A 16,952-nucleotide genomic window follows, 5' to 3' on the forward strand; every position below is an offset into this window, starting at 1 on the left:
CGTTATATATTTCGTCATCAATTTGGTAATTGGCGCACAGGTTACTTTTACTAGTTCATTCTACACCTTCTTTCAACTTGATGGCTCATGTCAAACAACATAAACCGCTCTGCTCACAATGTGGCATCCTCCAATGAGTTTGCTTCATTCGCTCTACAGTCTGCGGGGATCGGAGCCTGGGAATTCGACCCTGTTACCCAGCTCGTGCGCTGGGATAAACGCTGTCAGGAATTATATGGCATTTCCAGTCAGGATGTCGTTCTCTACGAGCACACGTTGGGCGGTGTTCATCCAGACGACCGATCGATGGTCGAGCAGGCCCGACAGTGGGCGTCAGACACACGGTCAGGCGGTCAATATGATATTCGCTTCCGCACGATTGCAGCCGATACAGGTCAGCTTCGCTGGATACGTTGCCAGGGGAGAGCCTATTTCAGCCCCTTGGGCGAGGTGTATCGGTTTGTGGGTATTGCCCAGGACGTTACCCAGGAACAGCCGACCCGCCAGCAACTGGCCGAGTCCGATGGATTAAATAAACTGACCACAGCCCTGTCCGGAACGGGCGTCTATCGGCTGGATTTGCTCACCGATGAGCTGGTTCATTCCTCAACGTTTGCCTACAGGGTATGTGGCAATGCCAATGCCAAACTGAGTCGGATAGAATTCTTGCTTGCTCTCCATCCGCAGGATGAGCTATTGCGGCAGGCGGCTCTTGAGCAGGCAACCCGCACGGGTGTACTCGTGTACGAACCCCGGTTCATCTGGCCGGATGGTACAATTTATCATACCAGAATCGTTGGCGTGATGCATCGCGATGAAACGGGTAAACCCCTATTTATCGTCGGGCTCGTGGAAGAGCTTACGCAGTACACAATCAGCCCCGCTTCGTTATCAACCACTGAACTTGGCTTTAAGGCGCTGATCAGTGCGTCGCCGGTAGCCATGGGTGTTTTTCAGGGGCAGAATCTGGTTGTTGAAACCGCCAACGAAGCCATGTACAGCCTCCTGGAATGTGACCGTGAGATCATTGGCAAGCCTCTGCTGGCGGCTCTACCCACCTTACGTGATCAGTCGTTTGCCGTGTTGCTCCAGCGAGCCTATACTTCCGGCGAAATGGTCACCAGCAGTCATCAGTTAGTCTCCTTCTGGCAGCAGGGTCAGCTCATCAACCGGCACTATACCTTTTTCTTTACCCCCCTCTGGGACTCCTACCGAAACCTCTACGCCATACTGGCCACGGCCCTCGATGTCAGCGACCAGTTCATTGCCCAAAAACGACTGGAGGTGAGCGATGCCCGCTTTCGAACTATAATTGAACAAGCCCCCATGGCCATTGGTCTGCTTAAAGGCCGGGCAATGCTGGTTGAAGTAGGCAATGCCAAATTGTTTGAGGCATGGGGAAAAACAAAAGCGGTTCTTGGCCTTCCGATTCGGGAAGCGTTGCCCGAAATTGAAGAGCAGGGTTTCCTGGAATTGATGGACAATGTGTTCAATACAGGGAAGCCCTACTTCGGCCATAGTATGAGCGTTCAACTAGTGCGCAAGAAAAAGCCGGAAGTCGTTTACTTTGATTTCGTTTACACGCCCCTGCGCGATACATCGGGTGCCATAACGGGTATCATGCTCATGGCCACTGAGTTGCCTCAGCCCATATCGACGTAACGGCCTGTATACTCGAATCAACCACGGTTCTGTATAAACTATACATAGAGCCGACTGCGAACAAACTCAATGGTTCGTCGCGTCAATAGAAACAGTGTTACAAAAGTCGGAGATCCTACGCATCTGAATAATACGCGTACATCAGAAAGTTGTAGTGAGTAAGCAACCGTTCCGAGCAGCTACTGCCGATTCGGGTTAAAGATCGATTAGATATAGTCCATAGCCCCGGTTCTTTTGTTATTCGTATACTGACCAACTTTCCATGATCCGGTCGTCGATCTACTAGTCTTAGCGGCATCAGTATCGCTGGCAGTTGTGCGGTAAGCCATTGACACGGTTCTGATTTCAGTCGCTTTACTCGCGAGGTTATTGGTACGCTTACCTATTACTCCTGCAGTCTGACGACCGTTTTTACACATTGGAAATTCCTCCGCTACCGAGTCAAAGCCTGAGAGTCCATCCAACCCCGTGTTTCCCGCCTTTGATACCGTGGGGGCTAAATACAAGAACCCTATGCTGGCCTAGCCACCCGAGGCACTTACGGGCCTGAAATCTTGGCAAACCGGAAACGATAGCCGCCGGGATAACAGCCGTACTCAAATCCATGTGATTTTCGTGGGGCAAAGCGGGTACCGGGCGGGGTACGAAAGCGCTGCTGAACCTCAATCAGAAAGACGGGTTCGACTGTTCGTCCTGCGCCTGGCCGGATCGGTGCGACGGGTATCGGCATCGTAGCCCGCTTGCGTCTGCCGACCGGGACCTGAACAACGCCGGTCGGCAGACGCATCTGCTGGTGCTTCGTCCGGGTGCTTCGCACTATACACCTATTTCCTGGCCCGACGCCTTTCAGTTGGTAGCTGACGAGCTGAACACACTGGCCTCACCCAACGAAGCCATATTTTACATGTCGGGGAAGGTGCCTGATGAGCCCGCTTATTTGTACCAGCTTTTTGTGCGGCAATTCGGGACAAATAATTTGCCCGACTGCTTAAATATGTGCCACGAAAGCAGCGGTTCAGCTTTGAGTCCAACACTGGGACCGGGCTCAGGGTCCGTCACCCTCAACGATATACACAAAGCCGAGGTTATCCTGATCATGGGTCAGAACCCCGGCGTGAATCATCCGCGTATGCTCACCGCGCTGCAAATGGCCAAATGCGACGGAGCCAAGATCATTGCCGTTAATCCACTGCACAAAGCCGGGTTGAGTCACTTCAAGAACCCGCAGGATTTCATGAATCCGCTCAAAGCCGTCGGTACACTGCTTGGTGATGGTACGCCCATCGCTGACCTGCATCTACAGGTAAAAATCAACGGCGACATGGCAGTATTGCGGGGTATTATAAAACATCTGCTCCGCGCTGAAGAATTAAACCCCGGCGAGGTAATCGATCAGGCGTTCATCGAGGAGTACACCGCTAACTACGATACCTTTCTGGCTACCATTCGAAACACCAGCTGGGAATCGATCGAGCAACTGAGCGGCCAATCTGATTGCTCCCAAGCAGAAAATCATTACCTGTTGGGCCATGGGCTGACCCAACAAAAAAGTGGGGTGATGACCATTCAGAAGATTGTCAATCTGCATCTGCTGAAAGGCGCAATGGGCAAGCCCGGCTCGAGTACGTGTCCTGTACGCGGGCACTCGAACGTGCAGGAACGCGGTATCAGAGGCCGTCAGCTGGTAACGATCACCAGCCATTTTGAGGGGCAATAGCGAAGACTGGAGAAATTTGTCGCCATTCCGTACAACATTCCGGAGGGAAATACAGCCGTCTATTTTTAGGAAGTCAATCCACTGGTTGCCCTGGCCTGTGTTGCCAGTGTAAGCAATACGCCAACGTCTAAATTCGTGATCGTCACGGTAGATCCAATCGCGGAGTTATTACCGGAAGGCAGTACGTCGGCCGTACCCATTACCGCTACAGCGTAAAGGAATGCCGGTGGTTCGGCCTACTAATTAAGCCAGAGCCGAACTCCTGCTTATCCCCTACCCGGCAACCTAGCCCGTAAATGAGTTCATTAATTTGTACAGCATCGGGACAATGCCTGTAACTGATGATAATTTTATACTACCGGTTAAGCCGGTTTTACCAAGAGATGGAAAGCGGATAAGTAGCTACGATGAGGATCATGACGCATTTTGGTCACTCTTCGTGTCTGACATCGAGTAGCGTAACCGTCTCATACCAGTACGTTCTCAGATTACTCAGATACACTCTCCACTCAAGAAAACTGAAGGGCTTACTCGTGAATGAGGATGCTCCAAAAGCGTAAGCACGCTCCACCAAGCGGGGGGCTTTGGAAGCGGATAAGATTACCGTTGGCAACGTTCGGCCTTTGGGGTGAGCCCGCAATAAGGCTAAAAAATCTAACCCGTCGGCCTTGCCTTTCAGATCAATGTCCAGCAACACAATTTTTGGCCCTCTTCCCTTCAAATCTTCGATATACTGTTTGGCCTCTTCAAACGTGGTCACGTGGATAAATGACGCTTCGATAAAGCTGTTTTGTGCGGCTCGGTTCAGGATATCAGCGATAGCAGGGTCATCATCAACCAGTAAAATCGGAAATTTAGTGGGCATGGTAGGCGGTGAGCATACATCAACCAGACGTACCATTTTCTGGTCTAAACCAGACGCTAAATTATACTATTTTCGCTTTATATGGGCAAATAAACGCTAAATGTTGTTCCCTGACCAGGCCGGCTACTGGCCGTGATAGCGCCCCCATGATTGGTCACCACTTTTTGACAAATGGCCAAGCCAACACCCGTTCCGGCAAACTCGTTTCGGCCATGCAGTCGCTGGAAAACCTGAAAAATTCGGTCCAGGTATTTTTCTTCAAAACCAATTCCGTTGTCGGTTACGTCGATTCGGTAATACGCATCGGCCTGCCGGGCTGGTTTTACAGCCGGTGGCAACTCAGACGCCAGTACGTCAGTCGCATTGATCTGAATGTGGGGATTTCGATCGGTACGCCGGAATTTGAGCGCGTTGGAAAGTAAGTTCTGAACGAGTTGATTCAGTTGAAGATCATCACCCGGTACGACCGGTAAAATACCAACCTGAACAACAGCCTGACTTTCATCAATTGCCACCGATAGATTCTCCAGCACGTCCTTCACAAGATGGTCGAGCGCTACGGGCGTTGCTGTCACCTGCCGGATTGATATTCGAGAAAATGTCAGTAAGTCGCGGATCAGTAGCGACATGCGACCAGCGGCTATCTGCATTCGGTCAATATAGATCAGCTCTTCGCCACCCGTAGCAAAGCGAGTCTTCAGGAGATCACAGAACTGCTGAATTTTACGGAGAGGTTCCTGCAAATCATGCGAAGCGATGTAAGCAAACTGCTCCAGATTCTGGTTGGAACGAGTCAGGTTCTGGTTAGATTCTTCAAGCTGTTCATTCGCGGCTACGATCTCCTCACTGCTGGCCGTTAGTTCTTCATTACTGGCTGCCAGTTCTTCGTTCGTGGCGGATAATTCCTCATTAGTCGCTTCCAGCTCTTCGGTTCGTTCCTGCACCAGTTGTTCGAGGGCCAGCTGAACGTGCCGTTGCATGGTAACGTCCTGCGCTGTGCCACTGAGCAAGGCTGGCTGGCCTTTGGCATCATAAAATACCTGAGCCTGTGCATGGATGATTCGTGTCCGGTTGGTGAGCCGGTTTATGATCGGATGTTCGTTCTCATAATGACCCGATGATCCAGGCTGTATTGCCAAGTTAATGGCGCTGACCACTGCATCTCTAAAGTCGATAGGCAGCGGATTATATGCTTCATCCAAATCCGCGGTATCGTTCGAGAATCCCAGCCAGTCCATAAACCGGTCCGAATAATGAAATGTGTTTGTTTGGATGTCCAGGCTCCAGGTGGCCAGTTCCGCCAGTTCGATAGCACCCCGCAGATTTTTTTCACTTTTCTCCAGGTCCTGCTTGGCCCGGATCAGATCTGTTATTTCTGCGGCTGTGTTCATGACCCCGTAGACCTGCCCATCGGCGTCGTAAAGGGGTGTAAAGCTGTAGTTAAAGTAAAAGGACTGTAGCCGCCCGGCAATGACAATATCGACGCGTTGATTGCGGGCATGAAAGGCGATACCGGTCCTGTATACCCGATCAAGCTGGTCGTAGATCAACTGGTTTGACAACTCGGGCAGTATGTCCGAGTATTTCTTTCCAATCACGTCGTTGCCTTTTCCCCATACATCCAGGATTGACTGGTTGGCAAACTGAATCGTCATCTCAGGGCCGCTATAAACGCCAATGGGGAAAGGGGCACTTTCGATCAGGCTTCGTAGCTTCGCTTCGCCTTCCGAAAACGGATTATCAGCTGGCTGGGGCCGTCTGTGTTCTCCGACGATCGCCAGCGCAACACCCGAAAGTTGCATTGGCGCATTGTCAGGATTGGCCTTTGCCTTACCGATCATGCGTATCCATTGCTCCCCGGTGGTTTCATTCGTCCGGAACCGTAGGGTTAAGTTTGCCGTGGAGGATGCTACGGTTAGCCGTTGGAAAGACTCGTCTACCTGCTGCCGGTCATCTGGATGTATAAGAACCAGCAGCTGCTCGTAGGTGATCGTTTTATTATCCGATAAACCAAAAAGTGCCTGACACTGATCATCCCATTTAATAAGCCACTGATCGAAATCAAGTTCCCAGGTGCCAATACCGGCATTAAGCAAGGTATTTTGTAGCCTCTCCAGTTCGGCATTTGTATTTTGGTCAAAGGGCTTGTGCTCGCCAGCCATTGAATTTAACTAGATTACAAGAGAATAATTCATACTGCCAGATATGATAGACTATCTGAAGAAGAAAAATGTTCTGTCAACCCCGCAATCCCTGTTCAGTCATTCACCCGCTGGTAGTCCAATTATCGGAAAGCGATTCTCGGGGCAAGTGCATTCAGTTGTTTGTGCGGGGATGGGTTTTAAGCGCCACCCGATCTATTGTCATTGCCTCAGCGCCCCCGGCCTTTTAACCACAGATAAAACAGACCCAGCACATCAAAACAAATGATCGGATAGCAATACACCACCCATCGCCATAGACTACTTGTCAGCATCAGATCAGTGATGTCAACGCTGAAATAGACCACCAGCGGAATGATAACAACTAGCAGCCAGCAAACAAACTCAAACAGGCGTTTCATGCGGGTTCATTCTATAACCATTACTCCTACAGTTGGACTGGATCAACGACACGTTTTTCTGTCAACATACGGTCGACTCGTTCAACCGGATTAGTTAACTTCGTTACGGATGAAACGGCATACTGGTGTTGAATGATCTTTACTCAGCCGCTGCGGGGGGGTCCCTTTCCCGCCAGAGCCGACGCTCGATAGGAAACGGCTCCTGTTTAATAACCCGAATTTGGCTAAAATCCGGGTGAGACGGATGAAGTAGGTAGTTGTAAGACATAGGCACTACCACAGATGGAACAGCCGCTACCAGCGTCGTGGGCGCATTGAGCCAGTCGCGCAGAATCCATTGAGTATGTTCGTAGCTCTCGTCGTTCCAGTAAGCTGGCAGATCATCAAAGGGGTATACTTTTATCAGGTCCGGCGAGGCATCTACACCAGCATACTGACCCGGCACGTCCAGCGTAAACAGCAGGAGCTGCGGTAATTTTTCGTAGCTAACACGTGGCTGGTGAACCAGCGATTCAACCAGAGCCAGAGCGGGTGACGATGTCGTGTAGAGCAACGGGTATCCTTTGGGATTCCAGCGTCCGCCGAATAACCGTGCACCTTCAGTTGCCAACGGGTCACGGCTATATTTTGCCTTTATGGTTCGATAAACAGTCAGCGTCACGATTCGGGCTGTTTTTTAGCCGACAATGCCATGCTCGATTCGACCCAGCACATCATCGACCAGTCCAAAACCGGTCGTCGTATCCAACAGGTACAGGGGCGATTGGCTGGTAAGCTCCCGAATTGGCGAACGTAACCATCCGGCCAACGTTTCGGCATCCTCATCGAAGACATCGAGCCCGTGTCGTAAAAGATTGGTGAGTAGAAGCAACCGTTCAGACGCATCTCGTGCGAGTTTGTCATCGGGTTTGAGCCGGTGCAGATTGCGTACCGACATGCTTAGAATACGCGCCAGCTCGATATCAGTTAGTCCAACCAGGCCCGCTACCTGATCAGCTTCGGAACGCAGTATCCCCTGCCTCGATTTTTCGATAACGGTGTAAGGCGGATAAAGAGCCGACTTCGGAGATAGTGTTTTGTATACCATGTCAAACCAGTGCCTTTTTTCACTACTACAACGGCAATATGCCAAGAGTCGTTCGACTTTGCAAACGTTCGACCTGGGAGACAGGTGCAAATTTACTTTCTGCCGTAAAAATGACTAATCGCGTCAGCCCTGTTTTCGCGAATTAATTTACGTGGTTCACCCCTATCAGAAATGCTATCTTGCTAGTAATCAATAGTATATCTCAGTATTGGTTTCACCCGACGGTCAAAGTGACAGCGTGTCACTTTGACCTCGAATCATGGTTTATATCTATATGTTTAAAGTCGCTTCGCATTAGTTTAAAAAATTTGGGGTCAACGTGACACGTTGTCACGTTGACCCCAGAATGGAATTTCACCTTGCTATTTTTCGTTCTCTATCGTGGCTTTTGTCAAATTAAGAGCAAAGTGACAGCGTGTCACTTTGCTCCCAGCAGACCGATCAACGCGTTCGTTTTTAGGACCAGCTGTTCGCATCGGTCTCGGGTAAGCGTTCCGGCGGCTAGTTCCCTTATCGCGGTTTCCAGCGCTGCCATCTCCCCTTTTTTGCTCTTTTTTGTGGTTGGTTTCGCTCCGGTTTCGACTGAAGATATTGCACGTTCAATCGCATCTATGTTCTGAAATGGCTCGGTTGTCTCCGCTTTGCCAATAGTTTTGATTGATGCTTTGGGAAGCTTTTTCTTTCCTGACAACACAGCCTGTTTTACATCAGGCGCCAGCTTTTCCAGACCAGCCGCGAAATCACCATCCCGTTTTATGGTTCGGCTACTGACCCCGTATTCCTTTCCCAGTGCTGCCGAAACATCCAGTTGCGAACCGCCGGTTTTGTTTCCTCCTCGCATCGACTTCTGCTGTAAATACCGCAATCCGCGCAGGTATGAGGTCTGTTCGGCGGTTAGATTTCGACGGCCCAACTGGTAATCGATCATGTATGCCTTAACCTCGTCCAATGTGGTAAACTGAACCAGATTGATTCGATAATCCAACCGGTATTGCGAACCGATTCGGTACCGGTTGTGGCCATCGATCAGGATAAACACTGGTCGATCTTCGGCGTCGATCTGTGCTGCGGTCGATGTGGTTTCCCAAACCGTAAGCGGATCTTTAACGCCATGTTTCAGGACATTTTGCTGTAATTGCTCGAATTCATCATCTGCCAACGGCGGAATCAAGTCGCGCAGGCTGTCAAGGATCAGGATCTGGCTTTTGATGTTTTCTTCCGTCGATAGGAGCGAGGGACGTAGGGCTGACGTCTTTTCTTTCATCGAACTCATGAAATCTTTTTTCATATCAGATCGACATTATTTCGGTAGCAAGGTGATGGTATTGCTGCCAGGATGGTGATTTAGCGGAGTAGGTGTACAGATCTTCTTTCGCAACCTGCGATTGCTTGATAACCGTTGATACCTCGATGATCGATTCGTAGATATGAAAACTCTGGAACGTATCCCGGATATGCGCCATCATGCTTTTATGAACACTCTGGTTTTTGTGAACCATCGTGAAAACAATACCTTTCACCGTCAATGTGGGATTGATGTACGTCCGAACCTCGGCAATCCGATTGAACAGACTTTCGACACCGTGGTAAGCACTGGCCTCGGGTTGAATAGGCACGACACAAAAGTTGGACGCTACCAGCGAACAGGTTGTGCAAATACCCAGGCTGGGGGGGCAGTCGATGAGAATATAATCAAATTTATCCCGCGCTTCTTCCAGTTTTAACGATAGTCTACGATCAGCACCGATGGAATTGGCCAGTTCGGATTCCCGATATGCCATTCGAATATCAGACGGCGTCAGAAACAGATTGCTGGAAATTTCGATCATGGGTAGGGGAGAACCCGTCAGCAGCGCATCGATCACCTGTTCACTGGGTACGTGGATACCAAAACACTGCGATAGATTGCCCTGTGAATCCATATCGACCAGCAGAACCCGGTTACCCAGCAAACTCAATGCTTTACCGACATTGATCGTTGTCGTCGTTTTCCCAACCCCGCCTTTATGATTGACAACGGAAATAACTTTCGCTTTATCGAACAGGGCCTCCGAATAACCATACCTTCGGACGGCTTCATCAAGAGCTGGTAAGTGTTTGGCTGGAATATCCTTTTGGTCAGATAGCGCTTTATGAAGCGTTTTAGAGGGGATACCAGCTTCTTTTTCGATCTGCGACAGGTTAAGGGCTGGTTTAGCGCGCAGAAACCGCACTAGTTTTTCCTGGGTGATCATAGTTTTTTGGATAAAAAATTATCTTTTGTAAAAGTATAAAGAACTTCTTTTATCCAAAACCATAATGACTAAAAAATACGGGCAGTTGATCGGGGTAGGAGGGAGGCAGAATGGCTGTACTCGATCAACCAATTGCTCAATCACCTGACTCACTACTGAATCTGGTTGAACACATCGGGCTTAAGTCGCTCGATAATTTGGAAGAAAGGCCCGTACATGGCCGGGTTCTTAACGTTTTCGTACAGGCTTAACTTTTCCTTGTAAAACTTACCGAACAAACCCGATTGCATATGCTGTGAGACCGCTTCGTGCCAGTCGGGATGTTCCGTCAGTGCCTGCAAAGCCGCCTGGTATTTTCTACCGGTCAGCGCTTCCAGCCGAGCCTCTTCAAGCGCCTGTTGCTGCTGGCGGGTTTTATTTTTGTCGCCGGTTGGCGGACTTGTTTTTTCCGGTACCGGTTCGGGTGCGTCGAACGACAGGGGCAGCGACGTATTTACCATCTTTTGCAGGTATCCGCCAATATTTTTGATTGAGGTTCCCTGTTTAATTTGCTTGAGCGTGTAGTCGATTGCCTTACGAATCTGTTCTTCCGAGGACTGATGCAACCAGGTTCGCACAGCGTCGCGACCAATGTATTGAGCGATCAGACCATGCAATTCATCGACCAGCAGATTGGTTTCCGGGTCATCAATTTCGACGACTGCTTTTTGTTTCTTAGTTGCTGGCGAAACCAGCGGTGTCTCGCCGGCGATCTCCGCTCTGGTTTCGGGGATCAGGAGTGGCAAATCCTGGGGCGACATGTGAAAAACAACCGCGACTACCTTCCGATTGGTACGCTCTTCCTCCATCTCATCGATCCGGATATTGGTTGTTGCATTTAGGTCGGTACAGGCTCTGACCAATACTTTCTGTTTGAAATTGCCATATAGCGGGTAATCTTTATCACCAATTTCAAAGACTTCTCTCAACCGCTCGACGGTGTAGCGCACCGATGTTTTTTTCAAGTTCATCTGATGTCGCAGCATCATATACAACCGAATCGAATACTGGCTCTGTACCCGAGCGAGATTGCGCACATCAAATTCGAGGTATTCTGTGCGAAGCTGGAGCAGAAAAGGCTTTAGTTCGGGGTGGAACGTAACCCGGATCGACTCCATTTTAGTATCGCCGATCAAAGAGCTGGCACTGGTAAGAAAGGGAATAACCGTTCGATACCGATTGCCGTCCTCTTTGGTGTGGTAGATGACCATGGTCTTATTGACCAGCCGTTCAGCCGCTTCTTTAATCGTTTCATAACTACGTCCGTCGCGGCTCAGACTAAACAACCTGATTATATCGGCTACCCGGAGTTCGTACTCACAAAACGTAACGTCATCGGGGCTAATCATGGTGAGCATGGTGAAGAAAACCCGGAATTCGACTACGTCCATTCGATAGGTGGCTTCTACAATACCATTACGTCCCGCCTTCATGCGAGCAATCGTTCGTTCACCAATCTCCGAGCGTCTGCGAACTTTAGTCTCCTTTGCCATTCTAATTTAACCCAATAAGGCTCAACTTACGAAAACCCGGCCTCATAACAAAAAAATACGTCTTAACCCGAGCCTAGGCTTACGGATTGGTCAATTCTGTACGTGTTCGAGGTTATACTTACGTGTTCGGGGTTATAATACAGTTCATTTTGCCAATGTCATAAGGGCGATGGGTAGTGGCAATCGATTACCTTTTTGCTTTACCCGGTTGAAACCGATCGCTAAACCTGTACGGAGTGGTCGGCAAATGGGCTGGAACATACTATTACCATATATTTATAGGGTAAAGTACAATTGATAACCTGCTTAGTTCCTATACGTGATGTAGGTTATAGTTATACGTGTTCCAGGTTATAGATACGTGATGTAGGTTATACATGCGTGATATAGGTTATACATAGCTAATGAGCATCTTCGATACGTGATGTAGGTTATAGTATACGTGTTATAGGTTATAGATATACGTGTTATGAGTTATAGTTAGACGTGATATAGGTTATACATAAACGTGATATAGGTTATATATAAACGTGATATAGGTTATAGTTAGACGTGATATAGGTTATAGTTCACCTTATAACATACTGTTTTTCAGATAGTTGCAGAGCCCTAAAAAGAAACAGTTAAAACTAAATAAAAAGAAAAACACACAACAGATTTTGTGTGTGTAAATTCTTATTTTTTTTAAAAAAAAGAGACTAATCTACTGAACTACATCATGAACCGAATTTTGGAAGAAAAAGGAAATTGTGACGGGAATACGTGTTATGGGTTATACTTCGACGTGGATCAAGTTATAGTTGAGCGTGATGTAGGTTATAATTGGGTAGCAGCCTGTGAACGGATAAGCCTTCTTGAATTGCCTTTTTTTTTGCCACCGTACTATCCTCAAGAGTGTTGACTTATACACGTATACCTTTTTTAATTCTCTCCCATTTGTGGAGAGAATTAAAAACAACTAGAAAGCGCTAACAGACTCCGCTAGCTGCCCTAGACTTAGCTTCACTAATCAATAGCTTGTGAAATAGCTGGCATACGTTTAAAAGAAACGGCGTGTACTCGTCGTTTAAGCAAATGGTGAACAAAATGAACCGCCCACACATGGAAAATCAGCCCGGAGGCTGGCTGACTCGATTGAGCAAATTGATTGTACCGTCAAGCCAGACAGAACATGCGCCTATAGCGACAATTACCAACAACCGCATTCTGGATGAACTCGTTGCTTCGTTCACTGACTCAATTCATCGGGAATCTGTGGGAACGAGTATGCTTTTCAATGCCCATTTCCTGATTATCCTTCATCCCGATAGCTACGAAGATCGATTGAACGCGTTTCCCGTGATCGTTCACGAAGCAGTCAACGCGTTTACGCTCACCGTCAACTCGAAGAGAGGACAATACGAACGGGTATCGCCCGTCGCATCGAGCTGGTTTTTCAAGTTCGGGGCAGGTAGGGAATTGGGCGGGGAATCGGTAAATCCCTCCGACGTGATCGTAATTGGCACGCTGACGGGAATTCTTCCTGGCAATGGTCAGGGTCAGTCGTCGGAGAAGATGAACGTAACGCGTCGGGTCAAGCAGACGAACCGGTACGAAAAGGTGGATGTCGATCTGAACACGTTCCATCACATCGATTTTCGCGAACCGGGGGCATTTGTTGTAAAATTTACGTTTGACTCACCGAGCACAGCTACCAGGCGGAGCCCAATGGGTAACGCTATCACCCCAGGTACACCGGAACTACCCCGCAGTTTGAGCGCGGGACTGGCCACGATTGACTATTACATCGCCGAGCTAAACCGAGAAGCCTCGTATTTAATGCGTGACCGGGAGATCGTTGTAGCCCGAAAAGAACCTGATAATCTGCACTTTCCGAATTATTTGCTGGTCGAATCGGCTTACGTATCGAATCCACACGCACGAATTCGGTTCAACGAAGCGACCCAATCGTTTCAGATTGCCTCGTTCAGTCGAAACGAAACCCGTGTGAATGAACAGGTCGTTGCACGCAGCGAACCGGCCAACCCGCAATGGCATGAATTGCCGGACAAAGCTCAGATTCTTCTGAACAGTATGGTGACGCTGTCGTTTCAACGTAACACATAAGCTTATGATCGACGCGCTGCTTGTTCTACTTTTGTTTCTGTTTGTGGGTCTGCTGGTCATCAGGCATTTTCAGGATTTACCCCGTTAAACAGTGTTGCGGGGTGGTTTGCTAACTGCCTAAGCGGGATGCAAAACCCAAAACCGGACCCATAAATCGAACCGATGACTTCTTTATCAATTTCCGGTCAGACCGACGTCGGCCAACGACGAAAGGATAACCAGGATACGTTTGTCTGTTCAACGATCTGGTCAGCGAGCAGTGCGTTGCTGGCTGTGATCGATGGCGTAGGTGGTTATGCCGGGGGCGACCGGGCGGCCGCTATCGCCAAAGAATCGATTGAACGCTACATGGTCACCCCAACCGGCGATCCACTTTCGATGCTACGCGAAGCGGTGGTATTTGCCAATAACCAGATCAACGAACAACGCCAGCAGGATCGTCGTCTGGGGCAGATGTGCTGCGTACTGACAACGGCAGTGGCTGACGTTGAGCTGGGCAAACTTTACTTTGTTCACGTTGGTGACACGCGGCTGTATCGCTACCGACAGGGTACACTTGACAAACTCACCTACGACCACTCGCTGGTTGGAGTTCGGGAAGATGCGAACGAACTGACCGAAGCCGAAGCCATGAGTCACCCGCGCCGGAATGAGATCCTGCGGGAAGTCGGCTCTACGGTGCATCGGGTTGATGATCCGGACTTTCTGGAATCGGGCGAAACCGATTTTTTACCTGGTGACCAGTTGCTGTTGTGCAGCGATGGTCTGACGGATATGATCACACAGGCCCAGATTGTGGCGATTCTGAACCAGCAGCAACCGTTGGAAAAACAACTGGAAGACCTGATTCACCTGGCCAATGAGCAGGGCGGCAATGATAACATCACCGTCGTACTGGCGAAAAATAACACATCAGCTACCAATCGTCCGGTTCCGGCAGCATCCGCCAAACTTGATCCTGCGCCCACGACAAACCAACCACTTACCTCAACGGAACCTCTTGCCTACGGCGATTTCAGTGATAAGCCACAAGCCCGAAAAAGTAATTTAGGTGCGTTGTGGTTCGCGCTGGGCTTTATCCTCGCGGGCGTGATTGCGGCTGTTGTCTGGTATCAGTACCCGCCCTTCGAACAGGCCGATATAGCCACCGACAGTCTGGACAAAGCAGGCAATCAGTCCGACTCAACGCGGCTAGCAGCACCGGGAGCATCCCAGCTGGACTCGCTGTTACAGACCGCGTATCGCAGCAAAGACCACCAGTTGCTTTTAGCGGACGATACGATCCGGCTTAGCCAGCCGCTTGTTTTGTCCGATTCGCTGCAAACCATTCTGGGAAATGGCAAACTGACGGTGCTCATGCCCGTCGATACGGCACAGACTCAACCCGCAGTACGCATAAGCCGACACGGTTCGGCCAATCTGGAAAACATCGTGATTCATAATTTCAAAACGGGCATTGAAACGACCAGTGACGCAACGCTGCGCTTGTCCAATGTGTACTTCAAACGCGTCGGCCAACCCATTCTGACGGCCATCCGGCAAGACACGTTTCGAAATTCAGTTGTTGCGGTTTCTATTCAGAATCCGCCTGCACCCAGTCAACCAACCCGTCGCTAATGGCTACCATTCGATTTGACACCCGGTTTCCCGGCTATGAAGTTCTGAGTGAGTTAGGCCGAAGCAACGCCCGCATTCTCAAAGCACGTCACCTCGAAACAGGTGACCTAGTGGCCATCAAGCATTTTGCGCTGAACACGGATGATGAAACGCTCCGTCGGTTTCAGCGCGAGTCAGCCATCATGACGAGCATTGCCCATCCCAACATCGTAAAAGTTCGGGAAGTGCAATTAGAGGCCGAACTGCCGTACATCGTCATGGAACTGATCGAAGGCGGGAATCTGCACCAGCTCATCCGGCAGCAGGAGCGGTTGGATGTACCGACAACAATTCGGCTTGGCCTGCAAATGGCCAGCGCGCTCAAAGCCATTCATCCGCAGGGCATCATTCACCGGGACATTAAACCCGAAAACATTCTTTACCGTCCATTGCCCAGTGGTGAGCTGCATTTTTTGCTGACCGACTTTGGCGTCGCCCGGTTGCACGAACAGTCGAACACGCTGACGGGGCAATCGCTAATGACCTACGAATACGCGTCGCCGGAACAGTTCAACGATCCGAAAGGCATAAGCGTCGCTACGGATTACTATTCGATGGGCGTCGTTCTGTACGAATGTCTGCATGGAAATGTTCCGTTCGCGCTGGATGATCACTCGGGCATTGTCACGTTTATGAATAAAGTGCTGAACGAGACACCACCAGCCCTGACGGTTACGCCCAGCGATCAGGCCGCGGGGCCATTTGTGGAATTGCTACAGGGCTTGCTGAAAAAGAAAGCAAGCGAACGCATCAGTGACCCTGACGAGTTGACGTGGCTGCTCAAGCAAGCCGAGATGAACTATCTTCAGGCCAACCGCGCCAGCCATGCTGTAGCCAAAAATGTCCCGGTATCCAGAACCCAGAAGGCCCGGACGACCGAACCGACTGCGCGTGTTCCTGAACTTCCCAGAGAAGCCCCAGCGGTTATTGTGCCAGCCAGTCAGAGCAGCTCCCGGACTGGTCCGGCAGTGTCCTGGAAGTTGATGGCGTTGGTCCTGCTCATCGTCTTTGGCGGAGTAGCCCTTTATTTTGCCGTTACAGGCTCGAAATCTACTTTGGGCACCCAGCTATCGATTAGTAATAAGAAAGTCGCTGAGACGCCATTAAAGGCCGCTACACAAGCCGATACGATGGCGCAACACGAACTGGAAGAGGCACAACGGAGGAAAATGCTCCGGCAGGAAGCTCTGACAGCGGCCAAAACCCTCAGTTTAGAGGCTAATGATTTTCGGGTAGGCTTGTTTGGCGGCATAAAAAACGTGCAGCTCACCCTAAGCAATCCGAGCGAGGTTCAGTTCACATCGGTTACAGTGCGGGTGACGTATTACAAAGACAATGGCGGATTATACAAATCGGAAAACGTGATTTTCCGGAACGTAGGACCCGGCTCGTCGTCCGTGCGCAATGCGCCCAACAGCGACCGGGGCGTCAGCATAAAATACAAGATTATGGGGTATGAGTCGCCGGCGTTGATAAACCCGGATTCGGTGCTTGTCAATGAGCCGATCGCCCCTTTAAACTAATTTTTCG

The 16,952-nt window shown here is 49.8% G+C and carries 14 protein-coding genes; 5 read left to right on the top strand and 9 right to left on the bottom strand.

The features are described from left to right. The first annotated feature begins 87 nt into the window (after window positions 1–87). Window positions 88–1,662 carry a PAS domain-containing protein gene (locus tag GK091_RS24855; RefSeq protein ID WP_164043331.1) on the top strand — a complete coding sequence of 525 codons (1,575 nt, stop codon included), beginning with the start codon at window positions 88–90 and terminating at the stop codon, window positions 1,660–1,662. Between the two features lie 538 nt (window positions 1,663–2,200). Here the strand turns inward: GK091_RS24855 and GK091_RS24860 are convergent. Continuing rightward, window positions 2,201–2,449, bottom strand: coding sequence for a hypothetical protein (locus tag GK091_RS24860; RefSeq protein ID WP_164043333.1), 249 nt, complete (start codon window positions 2,447–2,449; stop codon window positions 2,201–2,203). Between the two features lie 6 nt (window positions 2,450–2,455). Here GK091_RS24860 and GK091_RS24865 point away from each other — a divergent pair, with 6 nt between their 5' ends. Further along, the gene (locus GK091_RS24865) at window positions 2,456–3,379 is read left to right on the top strand and encodes a molybdopterin-dependent oxidoreductase (RefSeq protein WP_164043335.1); all 924 of its coding nucleotides are present in this window, start codon (window positions 2,456–2,458) and stop codon (window positions 3,377–3,379) included. Between the two features lie 430 nt (window positions 3,380–3,809). Here the strand turns inward: GK091_RS24865 and GK091_RS24870 are convergent, their stop codons facing one another. The 8 genes from GK091_RS24870 to GK091_RS24905 form a co-directional block, all read right to left on the bottom strand. Next, window positions 3,810–4,244, bottom strand: coding sequence for a response regulator (locus GK091_RS24870; RefSeq protein WP_164043337.1), 435 nt, complete (start codon window positions 4,242–4,244; stop codon window positions 3,810–3,812). A gap of 77 nt (window positions 4,245–4,321) precedes the next feature. Next, window positions 4,322–6,406 carry a PAS domain-containing sensor histidine kinase gene (locus GK091_RS24875; RefSeq protein WP_164043339.1) on the bottom strand — a complete coding sequence of 695 codons (2,085 nt, stop codon included), beginning with the start codon at window positions 6,404–6,406 and terminating at the stop codon, window positions 4,322–4,324. 209 nt (window positions 6,407–6,615) lie between these two features. Continuing rightward, entirely contained in the window at window positions 6,616–6,807 is a 192-nt protein-coding gene (locus GK091_RS24880; RefSeq protein ID WP_164043342.1) for a hypothetical protein, read from the bottom strand. Between the two features lie 139 nt (window positions 6,808–6,946). Further along, entirely contained in the window at window positions 6,947–7,468 is a 522-nt protein-coding gene (locus GK091_RS24885) for an RES family NAD+ phosphorylase (protein WP_317166348.1), read from the bottom strand. Window positions 7,469–7,483: 15 nt separating this feature from the next. Then, on the bottom strand, window positions 7,484–7,894 hold the full coding sequence (gene parS / locus GK091_RS24890; protein ID WP_164043344.1) for a type II RES/Xre toxin-antitoxin system antitoxin: 411 nt from the start codon (window positions 7,892–7,894) through the stop codon (window positions 7,484–7,486). A gap of 418 nt (window positions 7,895–8,312) precedes the next feature. Next, window positions 8,313–9,182 (bottom strand): ParB N-terminal domain-containing protein, encoded by an 870-nt coding sequence (locus tag GK091_RS24895; RefSeq protein ID WP_164043345.1) that lies wholly within the window; start codon window positions 9,180–9,182, stop codon window positions 8,313–8,315. A gap of 1 nt (window position 9,183) precedes the next feature. Beyond that, a complete protein-coding gene (locus GK091_RS24900) occupies window positions 9,184–10,128 on the bottom strand; it encodes a ParA family protein (protein ID WP_164043347.1) in 945 nt (314 codons plus the stop codon). 152 nt (window positions 10,129–10,280) lie between these two features. Next, window positions 10,281–11,660 (bottom strand): replication initiation protein, encoded by a 1,380-nt coding sequence (locus GK091_RS24905; RefSeq protein ID WP_164043349.1) that lies wholly within the window; start codon window positions 11,658–11,660, stop codon window positions 10,281–10,283. A 1,101-nt stretch (window positions 11,661–12,761) separates the two neighbouring features. Between GK091_RS24905 and GK091_RS24910 the strand changes: the two genes are divergently transcribed. The 3 genes from GK091_RS24910 (at window position 12,762) to GK091_RS24920 (ending at window position 16,945) form a co-directional block, all read left to right on the top strand. Next, on the top strand, window positions 12,762–13,766 hold the full coding sequence (locus GK091_RS24910; RefSeq protein ID WP_164043352.1) for an FHA domain-containing protein: 1,005 nt from the start codon (window positions 12,762–12,764) through the stop codon (window positions 13,764–13,766). Window positions 13,767–13,928: 162 nt separating this feature from the next. Next, window positions 13,929–15,383: a PP2C family protein-serine/threonine phosphatase gene (locus GK091_RS24915; RefSeq protein ID WP_164043355.1), complete on the top strand. Its 1,455-nt coding sequence runs from the start codon at window positions 13,929–13,931 to the stop codon at window positions 15,381–15,383. Further along, on the top strand, window positions 15,383–16,945 hold the full coding sequence (locus GK091_RS24920) for a serine/threonine protein kinase (protein WP_164043357.1): 1,563 nt from the start codon (window positions 15,383–15,385) through the stop codon (window positions 16,943–16,945). Before GK091_RS24915 ends, GK091_RS24920 begins: the two co-directional genes overlap by 1 nt. Window positions 16,946–16,952 lie beyond the last annotated feature (7 nt).

Origin of the sequence: Spirosoma agri (genome assembly GCF_010747415.1) — a bacterium.
Classification (GTDB): domain Bacteria; phylum Bacteroidota; class Bacteroidia; order Cytophagales; family Spirosomataceae; genus Spirosoma; species Spirosoma agri.